At 61.4% G+C, this 18,441-nt stretch carries 19 protein-coding genes, 7 pseudogenes and 1 riboswitch; of the genes and pseudogenes, 20 read left to right on the top strand and 6 right to left on the bottom strand.

Annotated elements, in window-relative coordinates; translation table 11 throughout:
- Positions 1 to 13 precede the first annotated feature (13 nt).
- Positions 14 to 122, bottom strand: a riboswitch (guanidine-I (ykkC/yxkD leader).
- A 519-nt stretch (positions 123 to 641) separates the two neighbouring features.
- The 13 genes from N181_RS18120 to dhaK all read left to right on the top strand — a co-directional run bounded on the left by N181_RS18120 (position 642) and on the right by dhaK (position 12,613).
- Positions 642 to 1,967: an ABC transporter substrate-binding protein gene (locus tag N181_RS18120; protein WP_037399119.1), complete on the top strand. Its 1,326-nt coding sequence runs from the start codon at positions 642 to 644 to the stop codon at positions 1,965 to 1,967.
- A 123-nt stretch (positions 1,968 to 2,090) separates the two neighbouring features.
- Entirely contained in the window at positions 2,091 to 3,017 is a 927-nt protein-coding gene (locus tag N181_RS18115; RefSeq protein WP_014330595.1) for a carbohydrate ABC transporter permease, read from the top strand.
- Positions 3,014 to 3,970 carry a carbohydrate ABC transporter permease gene (locus N181_RS18110; protein ID WP_037399044.1) on the top strand — a complete coding sequence of 319 codons (957 nt, stop codon included), beginning with the start codon at positions 3,014 to 3,016 and terminating at the stop codon, positions 3,968 to 3,970. The genes N181_RS18115 and N181_RS18110 overlap by 4 nt, the downstream gene beginning before the upstream one ends.
- Positions 3,967 to 4,179, top strand: a complete 213-nt coding sequence (locus tag N181_RS18105; RefSeq protein WP_037399043.1) for a hypothetical protein — start codon at positions 3,967 to 3,969, stop codon at positions 4,177 to 4,179. The genes N181_RS18110 and N181_RS18105 overlap by 4 nt, the downstream gene beginning before the upstream one ends.
- A gap of 3 nt (positions 4,180 to 4,182) precedes the next feature.
- On the top strand, positions 4,183 to 5,280 hold the full coding sequence (locus tag N181_RS18100) for an ABC transporter ATP-binding protein (protein ID WP_060563640.1): 1,098 nt from the start codon (positions 4,183 to 4,185) through the stop codon (positions 5,278 to 5,280).
- On the top strand, positions 5,273 to 6,280 hold the full coding sequence (locus N181_RS18095) for an ABC transporter ATP-binding protein (protein WP_037399029.1): 1,008 nt from the start codon (positions 5,273 to 5,275) through the stop codon (positions 6,278 to 6,280). Before N181_RS18100 ends, N181_RS18095 begins: the two co-directional genes overlap by 8 nt.
- A 39-nt stretch (positions 6,281 to 6,319) precedes the next feature.
- The gene (locus tag N181_RS18090; RefSeq protein ID WP_037434338.1) at positions 6,320 to 7,954 is read left to right on the top strand and encodes a dihydroxyacetone kinase subunit DhaK; all 1,635 of its coding nucleotides are present in this window, start codon (positions 6,320 to 6,322) and stop codon (positions 7,952 to 7,954) included.
- Positions 7,955 to 8,133: 179 nt separating this feature from the next.
- Positions 8,134 to 8,754 carry a dihydroxyacetone kinase subunit DhaL gene (gene dhaL / locus N181_RS18085; RefSeq protein WP_153451297.1) on the top strand — a complete coding sequence of 207 codons (621 nt, stop codon included), beginning with the start codon at positions 8,134 to 8,136 and terminating at the stop codon, positions 8,752 to 8,754.
- Positions 8,751 to 9,149, top strand: a complete 399-nt coding sequence (gene dhaM / locus N181_RS18080; RefSeq protein WP_037399031.1) for a dihydroxyacetone kinase phosphoryl donor subunit DhaM — start codon at positions 8,751 to 8,753, stop codon at positions 9,147 to 9,149. The genes dhaL and dhaM overlap by 4 nt, the downstream gene beginning before the upstream one ends.
- Positions 9,149 to 9,493 carry an HPr family phosphocarrier protein gene (locus N181_RS18075; protein WP_014330603.1) on the top strand — a complete coding sequence of 115 codons (345 nt, stop codon included), beginning with the start codon at positions 9,149 to 9,151 and terminating at the stop codon, positions 9,491 to 9,493. The genes dhaM and N181_RS18075 overlap by 1 nt, the downstream gene beginning before the upstream one ends.
- Positions 9,477 to 11,090, top strand: a complete 1,614-nt coding sequence (locus tag N181_RS18070; RefSeq protein ID WP_037399027.1) for a phosphoenolpyruvate--protein phosphotransferase — start codon at positions 9,477 to 9,479, stop codon at positions 11,088 to 11,090. Before N181_RS18075 ends, N181_RS18070 begins: the two co-directional genes overlap by 17 nt.
- Positions 11,091 to 11,501 (top strand): hypothetical protein, encoded by a 411-nt coding sequence (locus N181_RS18065; RefSeq protein ID WP_037399024.1) that lies wholly within the window; start codon positions 11,091 to 11,093, stop codon positions 11,499 to 11,501.
- 116 nt (positions 11,502 to 11,617) lie between these two features.
- The gene (dhaK, locus tag N181_RS18060) at positions 11,618 to 12,613 is read left to right on the top strand and encodes a dihydroxyacetone kinase subunit DhaK (RefSeq protein ID WP_037399021.1); all 996 of its coding nucleotides are present in this window, start codon (positions 11,618 to 11,620) and stop codon (positions 12,611 to 12,613) included.
- A 333-nt stretch (positions 12,614 to 12,946) separates the two neighbouring features.
- Here the strand turns inward: dhaK and N181_RS18055 are convergent, their stop codons facing one another.
- On the bottom strand, positions 12,947 to 13,249 hold the full coding sequence (locus N181_RS18055) for a DUF982 domain-containing protein (RefSeq protein ID WP_037434336.1): 303 nt from the start codon (positions 13,247 to 13,249) through the stop codon (positions 12,947 to 12,949).
- Positions 13,250 to 13,965: 716 nt separating this feature from the next.
- Between N181_RS18055 and N181_RS18050 the strand changes: the two genes are divergently transcribed.
- Entirely contained in the window at positions 13,966 to 14,328 is a 363-nt protein-coding gene (locus N181_RS18050) for an SPW repeat protein (RefSeq protein ID WP_037434335.1), read from the top strand.
- Positions 14,329 to 14,479: 151 nt separating this feature from the next.
- Here N181_RS18050 and N181_RS31970 read toward each other — a convergent pair.
- The 4 genes and pseudogenes from N181_RS31970 to gatC all read right to left on the bottom strand — a co-directional run.
- A pseudogene (locus N181_RS31970) lies at positions 14,480 to 14,831 on the bottom strand (transposase); the annotation flags it as partial.
- 53 nt (positions 14,832 to 14,884) lie between these two features.
- Positions 14,885 to 15,320 (bottom strand): annotated as a pseudogene (locus N181_RS33255) (transposase family protein); the annotation flags it as partial.
- 41 nt (positions 15,321 to 15,361) lie between these two features.
- Positions 15,362 to 15,574 (bottom strand): annotated as a pseudogene (locus N181_RS34840) (transposase family protein); the annotation flags it as partial.
- 239 nt (positions 15,575 to 15,813) lie between these two features.
- Positions 15,814 to 16,101 carry an Asp-tRNA(Asn)/Glu-tRNA(Gln) amidotransferase subunit GatC gene (gene gatC / locus N181_RS18045; RefSeq protein ID WP_037434334.1) on the bottom strand — a complete coding sequence of 96 codons (288 nt, stop codon included), beginning with the start codon at positions 16,099 to 16,101 and terminating at the stop codon, positions 15,814 to 15,816.
- Between the two features lie 101 nt (positions 16,102 to 16,202).
- Here gatC and N181_RS33250 point away from each other — a divergent pair.
- The 6 genes and pseudogenes from N181_RS33250 to N181_RS33770 form a co-directional block, all read left to right on the top strand.
- Positions 16,203 to 16,301 (top strand): annotated as a pseudogene (locus N181_RS33250) (protein usg); the annotation flags it as partial.
- 149 nt (positions 16,302 to 16,450) lie between these two features.
- A pseudogene (locus N181_RS18040) lies at positions 16,451 to 16,920 on the top strand (Hsp20 family protein).
- 70 nt (positions 16,921 to 16,990) lie between these two features.
- Positions 16,991 to 17,290: a DUF982 domain-containing protein gene (locus N181_RS18035; RefSeq protein ID WP_014330918.1), complete on the top strand. Its 300-nt coding sequence runs from the start codon at positions 16,991 to 16,993 to the stop codon at positions 17,288 to 17,290.
- Positions 17,291 to 17,299: 9 nt separating this feature from the next.
- On the top strand, positions 17,300 to 17,581 hold the full coding sequence (locus N181_RS18030; protein WP_037434333.1) for a hypothetical protein: 282 nt from the start codon (positions 17,300 to 17,302) through the stop codon (positions 17,579 to 17,581).
- Positions 17,582 to 17,805: 224 nt separating this feature from the next.
- Positions 17,806 to 17,928 (top strand): annotated as a pseudogene (locus N181_RS31955) (SPW repeat protein); the annotation flags it as partial.
- A complete protein-coding gene (locus N181_RS33770; RefSeq protein ID WP_162129746.1) occupies positions 17,927 to 18,073 on the top strand; it encodes a hypothetical protein in 147 nt (48 codons plus the stop codon). The pseudogene N181_RS31955 and the gene N181_RS33770, both read left to right, overlap by 2 nt.
- Here the strand turns inward: N181_RS33770 and N181_RS34835 are convergent.
- A pseudogene (locus tag N181_RS34835) lies at positions 18,070 to 18,180 on the bottom strand (ETC complex I subunit); the annotation flags it as partial. The gene N181_RS33770 and the pseudogene N181_RS34835 overlap by 4 nt on opposite strands.
- Positions 18,181 to 18,441 lie beyond the last annotated feature (261 nt).

Below are 18,441 nucleotides of genomic sequence, written 5' to 3'. Positions count from 1 at the left end.
CACCGCTGCATGAGCCTCCCGGGCTTTTATCCCGCCGTGGACCCGGTGGATGTCTCCCCGCCGGGGGTTTCTCTCGGTCCAGTCATGTCCTGTTCGGCATCGGAACCCTAGAAACGAAGTCAGTATATCCATGCGTATTCTAAAGTAAAGCAGTAATCTTTGGAATTTATGCCTAAAGTTTGTGCGTGTAATGCTTACAATTTAGTCAGATAGGTCCAATATTTATCAACGCAACATTTAGGGCGACCTCATCAAGCCCGGTTTCCGTACGTTGAGGTCTGTGACGATCGGGGAAATTGCGGGGTCTGTTGAGAGGTCATCTTGAATACAATTGACGGTTCGCGGCCGTTTTTCCTCATGACTACCGCCAAGCTGGCGACATAGGCACACTATCTGCCATGGCGGCCGATGCCTGCAGCTCCGGCAAGTCCGGCCGGTTCGACGAAAACCGGGAGCGCCTGCACCCTCTGATCTCTCTCGGTGCGCATGCTGCGTTGCAGCGACGAATTGCACTTGATGTGTTTAGTAAAATGTATATCACTAAACATATTGCTCAACATGCGGGAGTACGGCTTGGACATGTGAGCAAGGGAGAATTTTCCGAGGCCGGCGTCGGTCGGTTCTGTATCTGGGAGGAATACATGCGGAAGATGACGAAGGCCCTGATGGGCATGTCGTCGGCACTCATGCTGTCGACGGCGATACCGGGAATGGCGAAGGCTGATGAATTGACGCTCTGCTGGGCTGCTTGGGATCCGGCCAACGCGTTGGTCGAACTCTCCAAGGATTTCACCGCGCAGACAGGCACCGGCATGAAATTTGAGTTCGTGCCTTGGCCGAACTTTGCCGACCGCATTCTCAACGAGCTCAATTCCGGTGGCAAGCTCTGCGACCTGCTGATCGGTGACAGCCAATGGATCGGCGGTTCCGCCGAGAACGGCTACTACGTCAAGCTCAACGATTTCTTCGATAAGGAAGGGATCAAGATGAGCGACTTCGCCGAAGCCGCGGTCAATGCCTATTCCACCTGGCCGAAGGGTTCGCCGAACTATTGGGCGTTGCCGGCCATGGGCGACGCCAACGGCTGGTTCTATCGCAAGGATTGGTTTGCCAAGCCGGAATTGCAGTCCGAGTTCAAAGCGAAATACGGTCGCGACCTCGGCCCGCCGCAGACCTGGGACGAACTGAAGCAGGTCGCCGAGTTCTTCAGCGGTCGCGAAATCGATGGCCAGAAGGTCTACGGCGCGGCGATCTTCACCGAACGTGCCTCCGAGGGCATTACCATGGGTGCGACCTCGGCGCTCTATCCCTATGGCTTCAAATACGAGACGACACCCGGCAAATACGATATGGACGGCGCCGTCAATTCGCCCGACTCCGTTGCGGGCCTCGAGGCCTACAAGGCGCTTTACAAGTGTTGCCAGCCGCCCGGTTATACCGACAGCTACATGGGCGAGGGGCTCGATGCCTTTAAGTCCGGCCAGGTGGCGATGGCGATGAACTGGTTCGCCTTCTTCCCTGGCCTTTACAAGGACGAGAAGGTCGGCGGCGACAAGATCGGCTTCTTCGTCAATCCCAAGCAGAAGGTCGCCGCCTCGACACTCGGCGGGCAGGGGATGTCCGTCGTCGCCAATACCGACAACATGGACGGCGCGCTCGCCTACATCAAATGGTTCGCCCAGCCAGACGTCCAGAAGAAATGGTGGTCGCTCGGCGGCTACGCCGTGCACAACGCAGTCCTGAATGATCCGTCCTTCAAGGCCAGTCAGCCCTTTGCGGCCGACTTCCTCGTCGCAATGAACCAGGTTCAGGACTTCTGGCAGGAGCCCTCCTACGCAATCCTGCTGCAGGCCATGCAGAAACGGTTGCACGATTATGTCGTCGCCGACCAGGGCACGGCGCAAGAGGCCCTCGATGGTCTCGTCAATGATTGGAAGGAAATCTTCGAGGACGAAGGCAAGCTCTAGTCTTGCTTCAGGAACACGGCCCGGCTGCGAGTCCGGGCCGTCGGTCCCGAACGGATCCTTCCTTGAACTCAGGTGACGATAGTGACCGATGCCCCTTCCACCATTGCGGAGCGATCCGCCGACATGCTTGCCCGAGCGACGCCGACAACGATTGCGGTTCGGGTGCGCGGCCTTTCGGACCGCGCCATCGCCTGGCTCTTCATAACGCCCACGATCGCCTTGCTGCTCGCGATCAATATCTTTCCGCTGATCTGGGCGGTCTATTTGTCCTTCACGAACTTCCGTGCGAACCGCCCCAATGCCGAAGTCGAGGGCGTCGGCCTACGCAACTACCAGCGCGTGCTGAACGACCCGGACATCTGGATCGCCATGCAGACGACGGCGCATTTCGTCTTCTGGACGATCCTCCTGCAGATGATCATCGGCTTCGCGCTCGCCTATCTCATCGACCGCAAATTCCGCGGCCACGCCTTCTGGACGACGGTCATCCTCATTCCGATGATGCTGTCGCCGGCGGTCGTCGGCAACTTCTGGCGGTTCCTGTATCAGCCGCAGATCGGCCTCTTCAATTACATTGTCTCGTTCTTCACGGGTATTCCGCCGTCATCCTTCGAGATGCTAGGTTCTGTAACCTTGGCACCGTGGGCGATCATCATCGTCGATACCTGGATGTGGGCGCCTTACGTCATGCTGATCTGCCTCGCCGGCCTCAGATCCATACCGGACTACATCTACGAGGCGGCCGAGGTCGACCGCGCCTCCGCCTGGCGGCAATTCTGGTCGATCACCGTGCCGATGGCCCTGCCCTTCATCATGCTCGCCGTGCTTTTCCGCGGCATCGAGAACTTCAAGATGTTCGACATGGTGATGCTTTTGACCGGCGGAGGGCCCGGTTCGACCACTGAGGTCGCATCGATCACGCTGAAGCGGGAGGCCTTTGAAAGCTGGCTCACCGGACGATCGTCCGCCTTTGCGATCATCCTTTTCGTGGCGGTGTTCGGCCTCGCCAACATCTATGTCAAGGCGCTCAACAAGGTGAAACAGCGATGAGCTCGGTCAAAACCACCGCCCATTCCGTGGTCGAGCCGACGCCGACCGTGAAGCGCATCGCCGGCGCGATCGTCATCCTCTATGCGCTGGTGACGATGATCCCGCTCGCCTGGATCTTCCTGACGAGCATCAAGTCGCCGCCGGATTCGATCAGCTATCCGCCGAAGATCGTCTTCACGCCGACGCTCGAGGGCTACTGCAACCTCTTCACGACGCGCACAAGGCAGACGCCGGACTATATCCAGGCGCTCCCCGCCCCGAGCAGTACCTGCGACGAGATCACCCGCGGCCGCAACATGGTCATCGCGGGTCCCTCGAACTATTGGCCGCGCTTCGGCAATTCGCTTCTGATCGCTTTCGGCTCGACCTTCCTTGCCGTCTCGCTCGGAACGCTTGCGGCCTATGGCTTCTCTCGTTTCCGCGTCCCGCTCGCCGACGATCTGCTGTTCTTCATTCTTTCGACCCGGATGATGCCGCCGATCGCGGTGGCGATCCCGATCTACCTCATGTATCGCCAGTTCGGACTGTCCGACACGGCGCTCGGCATGATCCTCCTCTATACCGCCGTCAACGTCTCGCTCGCGGTCTGGCTGCTCAAGGGCTTTATCGACGAGATTCCGCGCGAATACGAGGAGGCGGCGATGATCGACGGCTATACCCGCCTGCAGGCCTTCTGGAAGGTCGTGCTGCCGCAGGCGACGACCGGCATCGCGGCAACCGCGATCTTCTGCCTGATCTTCGCCTGGAACGAATATGCCTTCGCGGTGCTGCTCACGTCTGGCTCTGCGCAGACCGCTCCGCCATTCATACCGACGATCATCGGCGAAGGCGGCCAGGACTGGCCGGCAGTCGCCGCCGGCACGACGATCTTCCTGGTGCCGATCCTCGTCTTCACTATCGTCCTGCGCAAGCAATTGCTGCGTGGCATCACCTTCGGAGCGGTACGCAAATGACGAACCCGCAAGAAATGACCCATGCTGCTCGGCAGAAGCGGCCGTTTTTCCTCAGGCGCGGCCCGATGGAAAACATCGCCACGGTGCTGATCGCCGCAGGCTTCCTGATGTTGTTCCAGCCGTTCCTCCTGGCGCTCTACACCTATTCGCTCGCCATGCTGCTGGCTGGAACCGTCCTGTTCATCATCGTCTCGAAATTTCCGGAGTGAGCGATGTCCGAGATCAAGATCGTAAACCTCCGCAAGCAGTTCGGCGATTTCGTTGCCGTCGAGGATTCGAGCTTCACCGTCGAGGACGGTGAGTTCCTGGCGCTACTCGTTCCCTCCGGATGCGGCAAGACGACGACGCTTCGGATGATCGCCGGGCTCGAACTGCCGACCAGCGGCAAGATCTATCTGGACGGCGAGGACGTCACCTTCAACCGCGCGAGCGCCCGCGACATCGCCTTCGTCTTCCAGCTCTTCGCCCTCTATCCGCACATGAATGTGCGCCGGAACATCGGCTTCCCCCTCCTGTCCCAGGGCATCGCCAAGGCGGAAATCCGCGCCCGCGTGGAGGAGACCGCGAAGCTCTTGCGGATCGACCATATCCTCGACCGCTCGGTTTCCGGCCTCGCCGGCGGCGACCGCCAGCGTGTCGCGCTCGGCCGGGCGATCGTCCGGCGTCCGAAATGCTTCCTGATGGACGAGCCGCTCGGCACGCTCGACGCCGAATTCCGCGAGGTGATGGTCCATGAACTGCGCGAACTGCACAATCGCATCCATGCGACGACGGTCTACGTGACCCACGACCAGCACGAGGCGATGGCGATGGCCGACAAGATCGCGGTGATGAACCATGGCGTCATCGAGCAGTTCGGCACGCCGCAGGAAATCTACAATCGTCCCGCTTCGATGTATGTTGCCGACTTTATCGGCTCGCCGCCGATGAATTTCATGCGCTTCCATTCCGGGCTCAGGAGGGGGATGCGGTCGATCGTCCTCGACGGTCACGAAGTCGCCGTGCCGGAGGTTGGGGAGGACGTGGCGCCGGGCGAAATGGCGCTCGGCGTGCGTCCGGAACATATCCGCTTCAGCGATCAAGCCCCCATCCGCGGCGCCGTCTATGGCAGCGAATATCTCGGCACCAACCAGATCGTCGCCGTGGAGACAGCAGCCGGCATCGTCAAAGCGCGCGTTTCGGCGGATCGCAGCTTCAGTCTCGGCGAGACCGTCGGGCTCGAATTCAATCCGGCAAAGCTCGCCGTCTTCGACTGCGCCTCGGGCCGGGCGATCGCCTCCTCCCTCTATGCGGGGGCGCGCCATGTCTGAGGTCGTTCTTCACCGTATAGGCAAGACTTTCGGCGACACGGTCGCGGTCGAAGATCTGTCGCTGACCATCAGGGACGGCGAATTCGTCGTGCTCCTCGGGCCGACGGGCGCCGGCAAGACGACGAGCCTGCGTTTGATCGCCGGGCTCGAAAGGCCGGATTGCGGACGGGTGACGATCGCCGGTCGCGATGTCGGCCGGCAATCGCCGGCCGAGCGGGACGTGGCCTTCGTCTTCCAGCAATATTCGCTTTATCCGCATTTAAGCGTCTACGACAATCTCGCCTTCCCGCTGCGCTCCCCGGCTCGGCGGCTGAATAGTGACGAGATCGATCGGCGGGTGCGCGAGGTCGCACGCATGGTTCGGATCGAGCACAAGCTCCAAAGCCGCTCGACGCGGCTTTCGGGCGGTGAGATGCAGCGCGTCGCGATCGGCCGCGCGCTCGTTCGCCGGCCGGCGATTTATCTGATGGACGAGCCGCTGTCGTCGCTTGACGCCAAGCTGCGCGCCGAACTCCGCCTAGAACTGAAGCGCATCCAGAAGGAGCTGGGCTCCACGCTGCTCTATGTCACCCACGACCAGGTGGAGGCCATGACGATGGCCGATCGCATCGGCATCCTGTCCGAAGGGCGGCTGGTTCAGATCGGCACGCCGCGGGAGATCTACGCGGACCCGGCCAATCTGCACGTCGCGGCGCGCCTCGGCCAGCCGCACATAAACCTGCTGCCGACCGATCTCCTTCCGGGCGCGGCGCCACCCTCGGGCGCCAGCGCGATCGGCGCGCGAACCGAACATCTGGAGATCGCCACGGACGCTCAGGGCAATGCCGAGGTGGACTGGATCGAGCACCTCGGCGACCAGAACCACCTGCACATCCGGGTGAGGGGCCACAAGCTCGTCACGCTCGCCGACCCCTATCTCTCCATCAAACCGGGCGACCGGATCAACCTGACGCTGAGACAGCCCCTTTATTTCGGGTCGGACGGCGAGCGGCTGCGCTGATGCCACTGCGACCAATCGACAAGCAATTGGATGACCACGATGAAGCACTTTTTCAACCGCAGGGAAAACATCGTCACCGAAGCGCTGGATGGCATGCTGCAGACGGCGCCGGCCGGGAGCCTCGCGCGCCTCGACACCTACCCCGACATCAAGATCGTCATGCGCGGCGACTGGGACAAGGCGAAGGTTGCGGTCATATCGGGAGGCGGAGCCGGCCATGAACCATCGCATGCGGGCTTTGTCGGGAGAGGCATGTTGAGCGCGGCGGTTTCCGGCGAGATTTTCGCATCGCCGAGCGTCGAGGCGGTGCTGACGGCGATCCGCGCGGTGACCGGGTCGAAGGGCTGCCTGCTGATCGTCAAGAACTATACCGGCGATCGCCTCAACTTCGGGCTAGCAGCTGAAAAGGCGCGCGTCGAAGGCTTTCGCGTCGAGATGGTGATCGTCGCCGATGACATCGCGCTCCCGGATATCGTCCAGCCACGCGGTGTTGCGGGAACGCTCTTCGTCCACAAGATCGCCGGTCACCTCGCCGAGTGCGGCGCCGATCTCGAGACCGTTGCCGCCGCAGCCCGCTCGGCGGCGCGCGATATTGTTTCGCTCGGCGTTTCGCTCTCCTCGTGCTCGATCCCCGGCCAGTCCCATGCGGAACGGCTCGAGGCGGACGAGGGGGAACTGGGGCTCGGCATCCACGGCGAACCCGGTGTCGAACGGATCGCCCTGCAGGAGGCGCGCAGCATCGTTGCGACCATGTCCGAGCGGCTTTCCAGAGCTTTGCCGGGGGACGGCGGCTATGCGCTTCTCATCAACAATCTCGGTGCCGTGCCGCCGATCGAGATGGGACTGATCGCTCACACGGTCCTTTCCTCTTCACTCGCCGAGCGTGTGAAGCTGACGATAGGCCCGGCGCCGCTGATGACGGCGCTCAACATGAACGGCTTTTCGCTTTCCCTGATGCGGCTTGATGGCGAGCGGGAGGCAGCATTGAAAGCGTCCGTCGGGCCGCACGCCTGGGTACCTGCAGTCGAGCGGCATGACGTCACCGTGCTGCCGGCGATTGCCGTGCCGGCCACCCAGTCCGTGGTGGCCAGTCACGATCCGGCCGCCGATCGGCTGATCGCGGCGATCTGCGATCACCTGCTCTCCCTCGAAGCTGAGCTCAACCACCTCGACGCACGCGCCGGTGATGGCGATACCGGCTCGACCGTGGCGACAGGCTCGCGCAGCGTCCTGGCGCAGATCGAAAGGCTGCCGCTGAAGGACATCGCCGCGACGCTCTCGTCGATCGGCAGCATTCTCAGCACCAGCATGGGCGGCTCGAGCGGCGTGCTTCTGTCGATCTTCTTCACCGCCGCCGCCAAGGCCTATTCGGACACGAAAGACATGGCGGGGGCGCTGCTGGCGGGACTGGAACGGATGACCTTCTACGGGGGCGCAGGCGTCGGCGACCGCACCATGGTGGATGCTTTGGACCCGGCACTGCGCGCCCTCAAGGCCGGCGGTCTGACCGCTGCTGCTTCCGCGGCGCGTGCCGGCGCCGACGCGACTCGGGCAATGAAGAAGGCGAAGGCCGGGCGCGCATCTTATGTCGGCGAAAGAGATCTCGACGGCATACCCGATCCGGGAGCCATGGCGGTGGCCGCGGTCTTCGAAGTCGCGGCGGGGCTTCGTTAATGCACGTCGCCCAAGACTGTGCAGCGGTTTTTGGATGACGACATGCATGGAAACGAGACGTAAGGCGCGTGACTTAAGGCGCGTGGCACGAACCCGTTAGAATGCAACGCGCCTTTGGCACGTGCTCTAACGATGGCGGCCGATCGCGAGTATGATCGAGCGAGGGTTGGTAAAAGGTGTTGGTCGTGCTGGCAAATTCAGCGCTCATAGGCGGGTTGATCGAGGTCTGCCGCGAAGCGATTGCCGCCAATGCCGATCATCTGTCGGAGCTCGACAGGGCGATCGGCGACGGAGACCACGGCACCAATATGCGTCGTGGCTTGGAAGCGGTCTATGCCGAGCGAAACCGGCTCGCAGAGCTTGCCCTGCCGAAAGCCCTGGAGGAGATCGGCTTCACGCTCGTCATGAGCGTTGGCGGCGCGGCCGGTCCGCTCTACGGGACGCTTCTGATCGCGATCGGCCGCCAGTTGGACGGTGCGAACGGCCAGCATGACTTCGCACGCGCGCTCGAGCATGCCATCGATGCCGTCGCCCGGCGCGGCCGCGCAAGCCCCGGCGACAAGACGTTGCTCGACGTGCTTTACCCTGTGCATGCCGAAGTGGTAAGGCGCGCGGGTCTGGCAGGTATTTCCGAGCAGGCGGAAAGGGCGGCAAGCCTCACTTTCGGCATGAGGGCGATGCGCGGGCGTGCCGCGTTTCTTGGCGATCGGTCGATCGGGCATGTCGATCCGGGCGCGAAGAGTTGTGCGCTGCTGACGGCAGCGATCTGTCGTTTCTTGGAGGAGCAATGTCCGGCATGAACCCGAAATCCGCAAATGTCGGCATCGTCATCGTCTCGCATTCTCCACTCGTCGCCGAGGGTGCCGCCGACATGGTGCGCCAGATGGTTGGCGATTGCGTGCCGCTCGCCTGGTCGGGCGGCAACGCCGAAGGTGGCCTCGGTACGCATGCAGCTGGAATATTGGCAGCGATCGAACGGGCCTGGTCGGATGCGGGGGTCGCCGTCTTCGTCGATCTTGGCGGGGCGGAGACCAATAGCGAAATGGCGATCGAAATGCTCGGCGAACCCCGTTCCGGAAGAGTGATCATTTGCGACGCGCCTCTGGTCGAGGGGGCGGTGATGGCCGCCGCTGAGGCGTCGGGCGGTGCGGTTCTCGCCCGCGTCGTGGCGACCGCGGAGGAGCTGTCGCCGTGATGGACAACAGGTCGCGACGGGAAACGCCGGAGGCAGTCGATACGCACGGTTACTGCCAGGCGGAGATCGAGGTGACGCACGGCTTCGGGCTGCATGCTCGTCCGTCGGTCATCTTCACGCGGCTCGCCAAGTCGTTTCCCTGCACCGTCGAGATCGAGGTCAACGACAGCCACGTCTGGCTGAACGGCAAGAGCATCGTCAAAATCATGGGGGCGAGGATTCGCAGGGGCTCGATGCTGAAGATCCGCGCCCGAGGTTTACGCGCCGCCGAAGCGATCCATGCCCTCAAGGCGCTTGTCGAGCGCGACTTCGATGAAGAAAGGAAGCATGGCCGAAGCGCTTGAAATCGCCGGAACCGCCGCCTCTCCCGGCGTGGGGCTCGGGCCTGTCCATCGCGCCGCTGATGTTACGGCAGAAGTGTTTGCGCTCTCCGATACCGTGGCCGCGGAGCGCGACAAGCTGCTGCAGGCCGTCGCCACCGCCGTCGTGGAGCTCCGAGCACTCGCGGACCGGTCGGACGAGGAGAGCGCCGGCATTCTTGATTTCCAGATCGAGATGCTGCTCGATCCGGCTCTCGTCGAAATGGCCGGGGACCGGATCGTCGCCGGCGATGGCGCCGCTCTCGCCTGGGTCGGGGCGCTCGACGACTATATCGCCGGTATCGAAGAGGCGCCCGACGAGCAAGTGCGCGCCCGCGCGGTCGACATCGTCGATATCCGCAATCGCGTCGTGAGCGCGCTCACGGGCCTTCCTCTGGAGGATTTCGCGCCGGGTTCGGTCTTCGTCGGCAAGGACCTTGAGCCAAGCCTATTCCTTGCGCATGACTGGACCGCCGGCGGCGGCATCGTCCTCTTTGAAGGCAGCCTCTCAAGCCACGTGGCAATGCTTGCGCGCGGCCGCTCGGTGCCCATGGTCGTGGCGACGGGGCGGTTCGAAGTGGCGGACGGCGCACGCGTGCTCGTCGATGCGAATAACGGGAGAGTCGTCGTTGCGCCCGACGATTCGCATGTTCGCGAGGCGAAACCGACAAAAGCTGAAGCAAGGCCGATCGCCGCGCGCCGCGCCGGTGGAGTGGTCGAAACCGCCGACGGCGTTGCGATCCGGCTGTCCGCCATCATCAACGATCCACTCGAGCTCAGGGCCATTGATCCCGCGTCCTTCGCGGGCATCGGTCTGATGCGGACCGAATTTCTGGTGGCTTCGTCGGCGGATGCCGTCGACGAGCAAAGGCATTACGACATCTATCGGCATACACTGGAATGGGCCGGCGACGCGCCGGCGATCGTGCGCATGCTCGATCTAGGCGGTGACAAGACATTGCCGGGCTTAGGGGCCAGGAAGAGCGAATCCTTCATGGGCCTCAGAGGCATCCGGTTGCTCCTGGCACGGCCAGAGCTTGCCCGCGCCCAGGTGCGCGCCCTGTTGCGCGCCGCCGTGCACGGCAATCTTGGCGTCCTCCTGCCCATGGTAACTGTGCCTGACGAGCTCGACGCGATGCGGACCTACTTCGAAGAGGAGCGCGCCGTTCTCTTGAGGCGCGGGGTGGAGGCGCGCATGCCCGAGATCGGTATGATGGTGGAGGTTCCGGCGGCGGCGCTGATGCTCGAGCAATTTTCGCACTCGGCGTTTTTCTCCTTCGGCACGAATGATCTGGCGCAATATCTGATGGCTGCCGCAAGAGACGACCAAACCGTGGCCGCACTTTACGACGCCGCCACGCCAGCCGTCCTTAGGGTGATCGCCCAGGGCGTGAGGCTTGCCGAGGCGATGAAAAAACCGATCGGGATCTGCGGCGAGATGGCCTCCGACCCCCGACATATACCGGCGCTCATGGCCGCGGGCCTTCGCCACTTCTCTGTGGCGCCCAATCGCGTGACTGGCATACGATCGACAATCGGCGGCTTGTGCACGGACGGCCAGGCCGCGGCGGAGATGAAATGAATGTCGCGCGAGACGGTTGAAGACCCCATCATCGCCTACAAGACGATCTTGGCCCAGATTATCGACAATCGGCCGTCAGGAACCCGTCAGCGCCTCGCCGAGGCACTCGGCAAGCATCGCAGCTTCGTCACTCAGGTAACGAGCCCGGCCTATTCGACCCCGCTGCCGGCGCGCCACCTCGCGACGATATTCCGCGTCTGCCATTTCAGCCCGGGCGAGCAGGAACGCTTTCTTCAGGCCTATCAGTCGGCGCACCCCGGCAAGCTGCCGGATTTCGCAAGTGCGGAGAAGCTGCGCCAGCTCTCGCTGATCGTTCCCGATCTCGGCGATGAAAAGAAGAACCGCCTGTTCGACGAGGTGATCGAGGAACTCGTCCGGAATATGGCGAAACTGGTCGGAACGATGGATTAGAGGGTCGTGAGTGTGTTTCAGTATGTCGCTGCCTCCGGCAGAACCCTCTATATTCCTGTCCGATCGAGCGACAATTTGCGCGAGGCAGGAGAGCACGGCGTCGTGGGAGGGACAGGATGAAGAAATTCATGAACCGAGCCGAGACGCTGGTTGCTGAGAGCCTGGCGGGCCTAGTGGCGGCCCACGAACGGCTAGTGACCTTCGGAGCCGACGGGAAATTCGTTCGCCGGCGCAGCCTTCGGCCGGGCAAGGTCTCGCTCATTTCGGGCGGCGGCGCCGGGCACGAGCCGATGCATGTCGGCTTTGTCGGGAGAGGTATGCTGGATGCCGCGTGCACCGGGCATGTCTTCACGTCTCCAACGCCGGACCAGATTGTCGCCGCGATCCGGGAAACGGACGGTGGCGAGGGTTGTCTGCTCATCGTCAAGAACTATGACGGCGATGTCATGAATTTCGAGATGGCCGCCGAACTCGTCGCGGCCGAGCACCGGATCGCTACCGTCGTGGTGCGCGATGACGTCGATCCCGGCGGGTCGAAGCGCAGCCAAGGCAGGAGAGGCGTTGCAGGAACCATCGTGGTGGAGAAGCTGCTCGGGGCGGCGGCGGAGGCCGGATGGCGGCTCAATGAACTGAGCGCGCTCGGCGAGAGCCTGAACGGTCGCATCCGCACGATGGGGGTTTCGCTGCGTGGTGTTACCGTGCCCGACACGCAGCGGGAGACCTTCGTTCTGGCTGAAGATGAAATGGAGATCGGGGTCGGCATTCACGGAGAGCCGGGCCGCGCACGGGTCAAGTTCGCCGCCGCCGACGAAATTGTGGAAACTATGCTTGAGGTAATCCTAGGCGAGCTGGCATCGGAGCGTGACGAAAAACTCCTCATGTTCATCAATGGCTACGGTGGTACACCGGTGTCCGAGCTTTACCTCGTGTACAATGCTGCGAAAGCGCACTGCGAGCGCCTCGGCCTTACGATCGCCCGGCCGCTGGTCGGGACCTACGTGACCTCTTTGGACATGGCGGGCCTGTCAATCACCGTCGCGTGTCTTGCGGAACGAGAGCTTTCGCTGTGGGACGCGCCCGTCGACACGGCGGCGCTGCGCTGGGGAGGTTGATTTATCTTTCCCCTCTGCATGCCGCAGCCCCAGGGGCGGGGCACAGGGGCGAGGGTTTTGCGATCAGCAAGGACGGTTCATCCAGGTGCTAGCGGACTGGTGTCCCTCGTTTCCTGGATATCCCCCCTACTATCGAGCCGCCGTCTGGCATCGCCTGTCTTCGCGATGCTGGTTGATGCCCTGCGCTATCGATGACTTCCATGGGAGGAAAGCGGATTCGGAGGCAGGCTCACTGCCGCCCGCCAGCCTACCTTGAGAACCACGCAACAAGCGCTGCTTACCGCGCTAACTAGAGAGGCCGCGAGCGCGGCCCCCCCCACTCTCGAAGCCGGTTTACGGGTGTACTCGACCGCCGCCCGGTTCGGCCTTGGTCATCCACGGCAAGACCGCGGGAGCCTTGACAAGGATGCCCTTCTTTTGCGCAAAGGAGCGGAGCGCATCGCGCGCCACCTGAACTGGCTTGTGGCCGTCATGTGCCAGGTAGCACGTTTTCAGGGTCGCGTCGTGAATGATATCGCGATCTCCTTTGGACCACTCCTCAAGAAAATCGATCGCGTCTTCCAGGTTCGTGATTTCGAGGACCAGATCCTTCCTTTCACGTAGGTAAACTGGTCGGTCAAACATCTTCGTGTGCATTTCTACCTCACTGAATTCGTTGGTTTTCAACAAGGAAAGCGCTTTTGGATGGCGCCCGTCGAAGATCTATTTTCGCGGCTTGGCGAGTTCAAGGGGTAAAGCGTGCATTATGTATCCGCGCTTCTATGCAAACTCAAAGGTCCGGGGCGGACCGCGGGTTCGAGAGCATGGCCGCGCTCTTTCGAACTGACCGGCGAGTTGGAAAAGGGCTGGCTCATCGCCGAAGCGAGCGACGATGTTGAAGGCATGGAACGAGATTACGCTTCAGCGTGTCCAACACTGGAACGAATCCGGCCTTCCGGGTGACAAGAGCTCGCTCGGCTGCTGGCGAGCGGCTCCGGTCAGGGTGGCGCATCCGGTGACCGTCACGAGGGTGAGGAATCAACCAAGTTTATCCCGGCGGCGGCTGGTACCTCCCCCTTTTGCCGCGATCCGATTGCACGCCGAAATTTTCCTTCTCTCGTCGGCGGATTGGCAACCGCATGTCCCATTTTCGTCGCGGGCCTTCCTCCAAGGGTGTGTTCTGCCACTGTTCGCCTACGCGAAGATCGTCGATCTGTCGAGGCAGTCGATCACAATCGCCTTAGTCGTGGTTGCCGCAGCCCACGGAGATAATCGGGCTCTTGAAGATCGTATTTCGCAAAATTACATCGTTTCGCGCAGCGTGCACAGCACGCGAGAACTCCGTCGATCAAACTTCATTCGTGGAGGTTGTCATGGAAAATGGACTGATGGAAAGCAAGAAAGCACAGGATTGGCTCAATCTGGTTCTCGCAGTCGCCCTGTTCGTTTCACCTTGGGCGCTCGGCTTCGCCAGCGAAACCATACCAGCGTGGAACGCATGGATTGTCGGAATCTTGCTCGCCGCTCTGGCTGTTGCCGCGCTGTCGGCTTTTGCTGAGTGGGAAGAGTGGTCGAGCCTGGTGCTCGGGGTTTGGCTGATCGTCTCGCCCTGGCTGCTTCAATTCGCGGCGAACATGAACGCGATGTGGACCCACGTGGTCCTTGGAGCGTTCGTTGCCGCCGTGTCGGCCTGGGCCCTTTGGGACAATCGGCAGAACCCGCATGCTCATGCATGATAGAGAATTGGAGTATGGCCCGCCGCCTCAGCGGCGGGCTCAGACTGCTGACAAACCCGTCGATATTTTCGGCGGGTTTTTTGTTTTTGGGTTTGCGCTGTCGAGTGGATTGCGGCGGCTTGTATGTGTCGTCGCGGCGCGCATGACGTTTGCTCAGGCAGGTCTTGGGTGCCCTGGTCAGGACCATGGCGATCTTCTTGATGTTCTGCGCTGCGGCTGCCGGCAGGCACTGGCATGCGACGCGGGTTTGACTTCGGAAGCGGGCACAGCGATGACCGTGAAGCTGCTTGGCGTCGGCAAACGAGCGCTCGACCGTCTCCTTGCGGCGTTTGTAGATCGTCCTTGCCCCAGGACGTCAGGCGGTTGGCATCGGTGCGCTCGCGGGCATCGGCCCAGACATACGGGTTGGTCGCAGCGGCGTTTGAGGTGCAGGCGGCCAACAACGGGTAGTCGCGGCAGATCGCCGGGTCGGAGCGACAGTGGCGATAGCCGGTGCGATCGGAATAGGTGGCCGGCTTCGTTTCGGATCAGCAGCCGACTTCACCGGAATGCGCACTGAGCACCACCGAAGGTTCGACACTTCGACCGCAACACGGCCATCATGGCGGCGGGTATCGATAGCACCGGTATGGCGCTGAAAACGCAGCCCATGCAGCCTTATCACTCGATAGACGCGCTTGGCATTTGGCCAGGCACGCCACTCGTTGGTGGTGTTTCGAGCAAAATGGCGTGAACCCGGCGATAGCCGCAGGTCGGCATGTCGGCGATGATCGCTTTGATCTCTTCAACCAGTCCCCAATCAGCAAGCGGCGGCCGTCCACGGGCTTTGGAAGGGATCTGCTTTGCACGTTCTGCCATGTTTGACCGGGCAACACCCAAAGTCTTGCACACCGCCGTCACCGCGAAGTGCCCTTCGGCAATGACAGCGAGCGCAACAGATGTTTTTTTGGGCCGGTGGCAATCTCGAGCGCTTCCTTGAGAATTTCGCCTTCTCCGAACAGGACAGACCCTCCTTGTGCAAGGCGTGCACGATAACCGTGACTGCCTCTCCTTGGACCGGCAGATCCTGAAGGCTCCGGTTGGACCAGCCATGCCAATTTCGAGTCCGCCGGCTGCAATCAGGGCAAATGCCGAACCCTGGACCGGCAGCGGAAACAACCCAACTGTCATCAGCAGTGGGCGCGACACCCAGGACTTTTGCCCCTAGGCCGGGCGACCATTTCGTTTCGTTTGCATCCCCGCCCATAGCGGCATCATGTCTAACGGTGAGTGAAACACACAAATTGAGGAAGAACCTGATTAAGTGCAAAACGACAGGACCTTCGCCATAACACATCATTCGATCACAAACGAGATCGGCAAGCTTTCGAAGCATCGGATGTGGGCCGGAAATCTCAAGCCGCTAACACGCGCCATGCAAAGGGGCGCATCGTTTGGCGGCGATCGCCGGCCGTGAAATGCTCCAAAGCCCGAGGCTGTCTGTGCTTACTCGAGAATCTTGGGGACCAGGAAGAAGTTGCACTCACTGAGAGGTGCATTCGCCACGATCTCTTCGGCAAGACTGCCTTCGGTCACGACGTCCGGGCGCATTTTCATGGTTGTTGGCACAACCGAGGTCATCGGAGGGATGCCTTCGACATCAACCTCCAAAAGTTGCTCGATGAAGGTCAGAATTTCGTTCACCTCGCCACACATTTTTTCAGCCTCGTCTTCGCTGAGTGCGAGACGGGCAAGGCGGGCAATACGTCTAATGGTCGCGATATCTAACGACATAGGCTGCGTCCGATTTGATGGCTTCCGTCGCTTGCGCAAGATTTTGCCGATTTGAGCCTTCTGCCGCTAACACTGACTGCCTAACAGAAATCTGGTAAGTCAATCTCGACGGTCCGCTGCATTCCGTTCGCTATACGCATCAGCGCCTGATCCGGCCGAACGAATGGCGCCGTATTGAAGGTGAGTTCAAGCTGCATTGAGATTTGCGAAAATTCTCCAAGGCAGCACTTGAAGCCGGATTTCTCAAATACCAGATCATTGGCCGCCAGCCGCTGACAACAGGGCTGGCAATGCTGGAAGCGCCGTCTTTCGGCGCTCCATACCATGTTGCTTTTAGGAGGATATGGCTATGGCAACATCTTACGACTACACTCTCGATCGAGCGTTGGCTTTGACCGGCTCTTCAGCCTTCTGGAAAACGCCCAGCGCGACCGTTCGTCCAGCGATTGGCCGCCCGATGACATCGTCAAGACGGGTGACGACAGCTACCGCATCTCGATTGCGGTTGCCGGCTTCGCCGAAGGCGACCTCGACATCACATTCCAGACCAATCTTCTCACCGTTACAGGCAAGAAGCAGGATTTTCCGTCCGAAGCCTATCTGCACCGAGGCATCGCCGGCCGACCATTCGAGCATCGCTTCGAGCTTGCCGACCATGTCAGGGTGAGTGGAGCGGGATTGAGCAATGATCTGCTGACCATCGATCTCGTCCGGGAGATTCCCGAGGCATTGAAACCGCGCACGATCAGCATTCAAAGGGGTTCCGCCCTTGGACGGCCGGACGCCGCGCCGCAGATCGAAGCCCAGGGCGCCGCTTGAGCAAGTTTTCCACCGGAGGGCGACGCCGTAGTGGCGTGCTGCAACATCGCGGGTTGGAAAGGAGAGAGTTATGAAACCCGATATGTTCAAGAAACCTGTGCGTATTCTCGTCGGTCTTGGATTCCCGACGGAAGTGAGAAGCGTGATGGACGCTTACCGACATCTAGTCGAGTGGCCGATATCGCTCAGGGATGGTCCGCATTCGGTTGCGCTCAAGGCATGCCGCGCTGCCTTGCGCGGCGAGATTGAAGCTGAAACCGCACGCGGCTTGTTTGCCGCCTTCGCGGAAAAGCACGATCTGCTGGCGCCGGAAACTGACCTCGTCATGGCGACTCATGCGAGGTGGAGTAGGAAGCCGCACGTAAGCTGAGGTGAACCGATGATGGACGATATGTTTAAGCAGATTGCCGCAACTGCCGTGAACATCGGACCGGAAGTTCTAGCATCTCACTGGTCGCCGCTTCGACGTCCAATGGATGTGGTGAAGGCTCCTGCACTTTCTGTCGATGATAAACGGGCCATTCTCGCCGCGTGGGCTTCGGACTTTTACGCGATAGATTCGAAGCCGGCTCTCCGTCATATGCCAGGAACGCCTGAGCCGGTTTCAATCGATGAGGTTCGGTCTGCCCTGCGAGAGCTCGATTCGCGGTACGATATCTGACGAGCTATCTGGCGCCTGCTTCGAAGCCTTGCCAGCTTTCCGACGGGCGGTTCTCATATGAGGCGGCCCGTCAAAGATATACGGACTGGGAATGCAGTTCACATCGAAAGAATGCCTTCTTCAGACGGCGCGGTGCTAGCTTTCGCTGTTCATTATTGTTCCGGCGGCCGCTTTTAGGCCTGGAGGAGCGGTAGGCTGTGGTGCGGTTGAGCCGCATCTTCTCCTGGCTGATGGTCTCGCCCTGGCTGCTTCAATTCGCGGCGAACATGAACGCGATGTGGACCCATGTGGTCCTCGGCGTGCTCGTCACCGCCGTGTCAGCCTGGGCACTCTGGGACTATCGGCATGATCGAGAAAAAGGAGAGCACGGCCCGCTGCTTCAGCGGCGGGCTCTTCCGGATTGGCGATGCCGATCGATGCGCCGATCGCGCGGCACAGGGGCGGCACGGGGAAGGAACGGTAGAGCTTGCCGGCGGTATTAACGAGAACTAGGGGTGGCGGCTCTTGTCGTCTACGACGGTGTAATTGAGTCTCTGACGCTTTGCGTAGGCAATGGCGGCATCGCGGGTTGGGAAACGCATTTCAACCTGAGTCAGCGTGTCCCTCCCGCCCGTCTAGCCCATCAGATAGTCGATGATGGGTGGGGCTTGCCGTTCGAAAACCAGCAACCAAGGTCGCCCCGAGACGCGCGCCGAAGTCATCACAGAGCGTGACGGGCGAAAAATGCGTGCGACGGGATCAATGTTTGGTCGTGGGCAGTTGATGTCAGTCGCCAGGGGCTGGCAGGTACCGACATCCTCCAGGAGCTTCCGGTCAGCACGACCGGATTGTCTGTCTCGCGCAAGGGGTTCCGTCAACCA

It is taken from the genome of Sinorhizobium fredii USDA 205, assembly GCF_001461695.1.
In the GTDB taxonomy this organism is placed as follows: Bacteria; Pseudomonadota; Alphaproteobacteria; order Rhizobiales; family Rhizobiaceae; genus Sinorhizobium; species Sinorhizobium fredii.
This window is presented reverse-complemented; position numbering and strand designations above follow the sequence as displayed.

Excerpts from the sequence above, each read along its gene's own strand:
- N181_RS18115 (WP_014330595.1), top strand. The coding sequence starts at position 2,091 with ATGCTTGCCCGAGCGACGCCGACAACGATTGCGGTTCGGGTGCGCGGC.
- N181_RS18095 (WP_037399029.1), top strand. The coding sequence starts at position 5,273 with ATGTCTGAGGTCGTTCTTCACCGTATAGGCAAGACTTTCGGCGACACG.
- N181_RS33770 (WP_162129746.1), top strand. The coding sequence starts at position 17,927 with ATGATCGAGAAAAAGGAGAGCACGGCCCGCTGCTTCAGCGGCGGGCTC.
- N181_RS18070 (WP_037399027.1), top strand. The coding sequence starts at position 9,477 with ATGGCCGAAGCGCTTGAAATCGCCGGAACCGCCGCCTCTCCCGGCGTG.
- N181_RS18035 (WP_014330918.1), top strand. The coding sequence starts at position 16,991 with ATGAAACCCGATATGTTCAAGAAACCTGTGCGTATTCTCGTCGGTCTT.
- N181_RS18110 (WP_037399044.1), top strand. The coding sequence starts at position 3,014 with ATGAGCTCGGTCAAAACCACCGCCCATTCCGTGGTCGAGCCGACGCCG.
- N181_RS18090 (WP_037434338.1), top strand. The coding sequence starts at position 6,320 with ATGAAGCACTTTTTCAACCGCAGGGAAAACATCGTCACCGAAGCGCTG.
- N181_RS18120 (WP_037399119.1), top strand. The coding sequence starts at position 642 with ATGCGGAAGATGACGAAGGCCCTGATGGGCATGTCGTCGGCACTCATG.
- dhaM (WP_037399031.1), top strand. The coding sequence starts at position 8,751 with ATGAACCCGAAATCCGCAAATGTCGGCATCGTCATCGTCTCGCATTCT.
- N181_RS18055 (WP_037434336.1), bottom strand. The coding sequence starts at position 13,249 with ATGCACACGAAGATGTTTGACCGACCAGTTTACCTACGTGAAAGGAAG.
- N181_RS18100 (WP_060563640.1), top strand. The coding sequence starts at position 4,183 with ATGTCCGAGATCAAGATCGTAAACCTCCGCAAGCAGTTCGGCGATTTC.
- N181_RS18075 (WP_014330603.1), top strand. The coding sequence starts at position 9,149 with ATGGACAACAGGTCGCGACGGGAAACGCCGGAGGCAGTCGATACGCAC.
- gatC (WP_037434334.1), bottom strand. The coding sequence starts at position 16,101 with ATGTCGTTAGATATCGCGACCATTAGACGTATTGCCCGCCTTGCCCGT.
- dhaK (WP_037399021.1), top strand. The coding sequence starts at position 11,618 with ATGAAGAAATTCATGAACCGAGCCGAGACGCTGGTTGCTGAGAGCCTG.
- N181_RS18050 (WP_037434335.1), top strand. The coding sequence starts at position 13,966 with ATGGAAAATGGACTGATGGAAAGCAAGAAAGCACAGGATTGGCTCAAT.
- N181_RS18105 (WP_037399043.1), top strand. The coding sequence starts at position 3,967 with ATGACGAACCCGCAAGAAATGACCCATGCTGCTCGGCAGAAGCGGCCG.
- N181_RS18030 (WP_037434333.1), top strand. The coding sequence starts at position 17,300 with ATGATGGACGATATGTTTAAGCAGATTGCCGCAACTGCCGTGAACATC.
- N181_RS18065 (WP_037399024.1), top strand. The coding sequence starts at position 11,091 with ATGTCGCGCGAGACGGTTGAAGACCCCATCATCGCCTACAAGACGATC.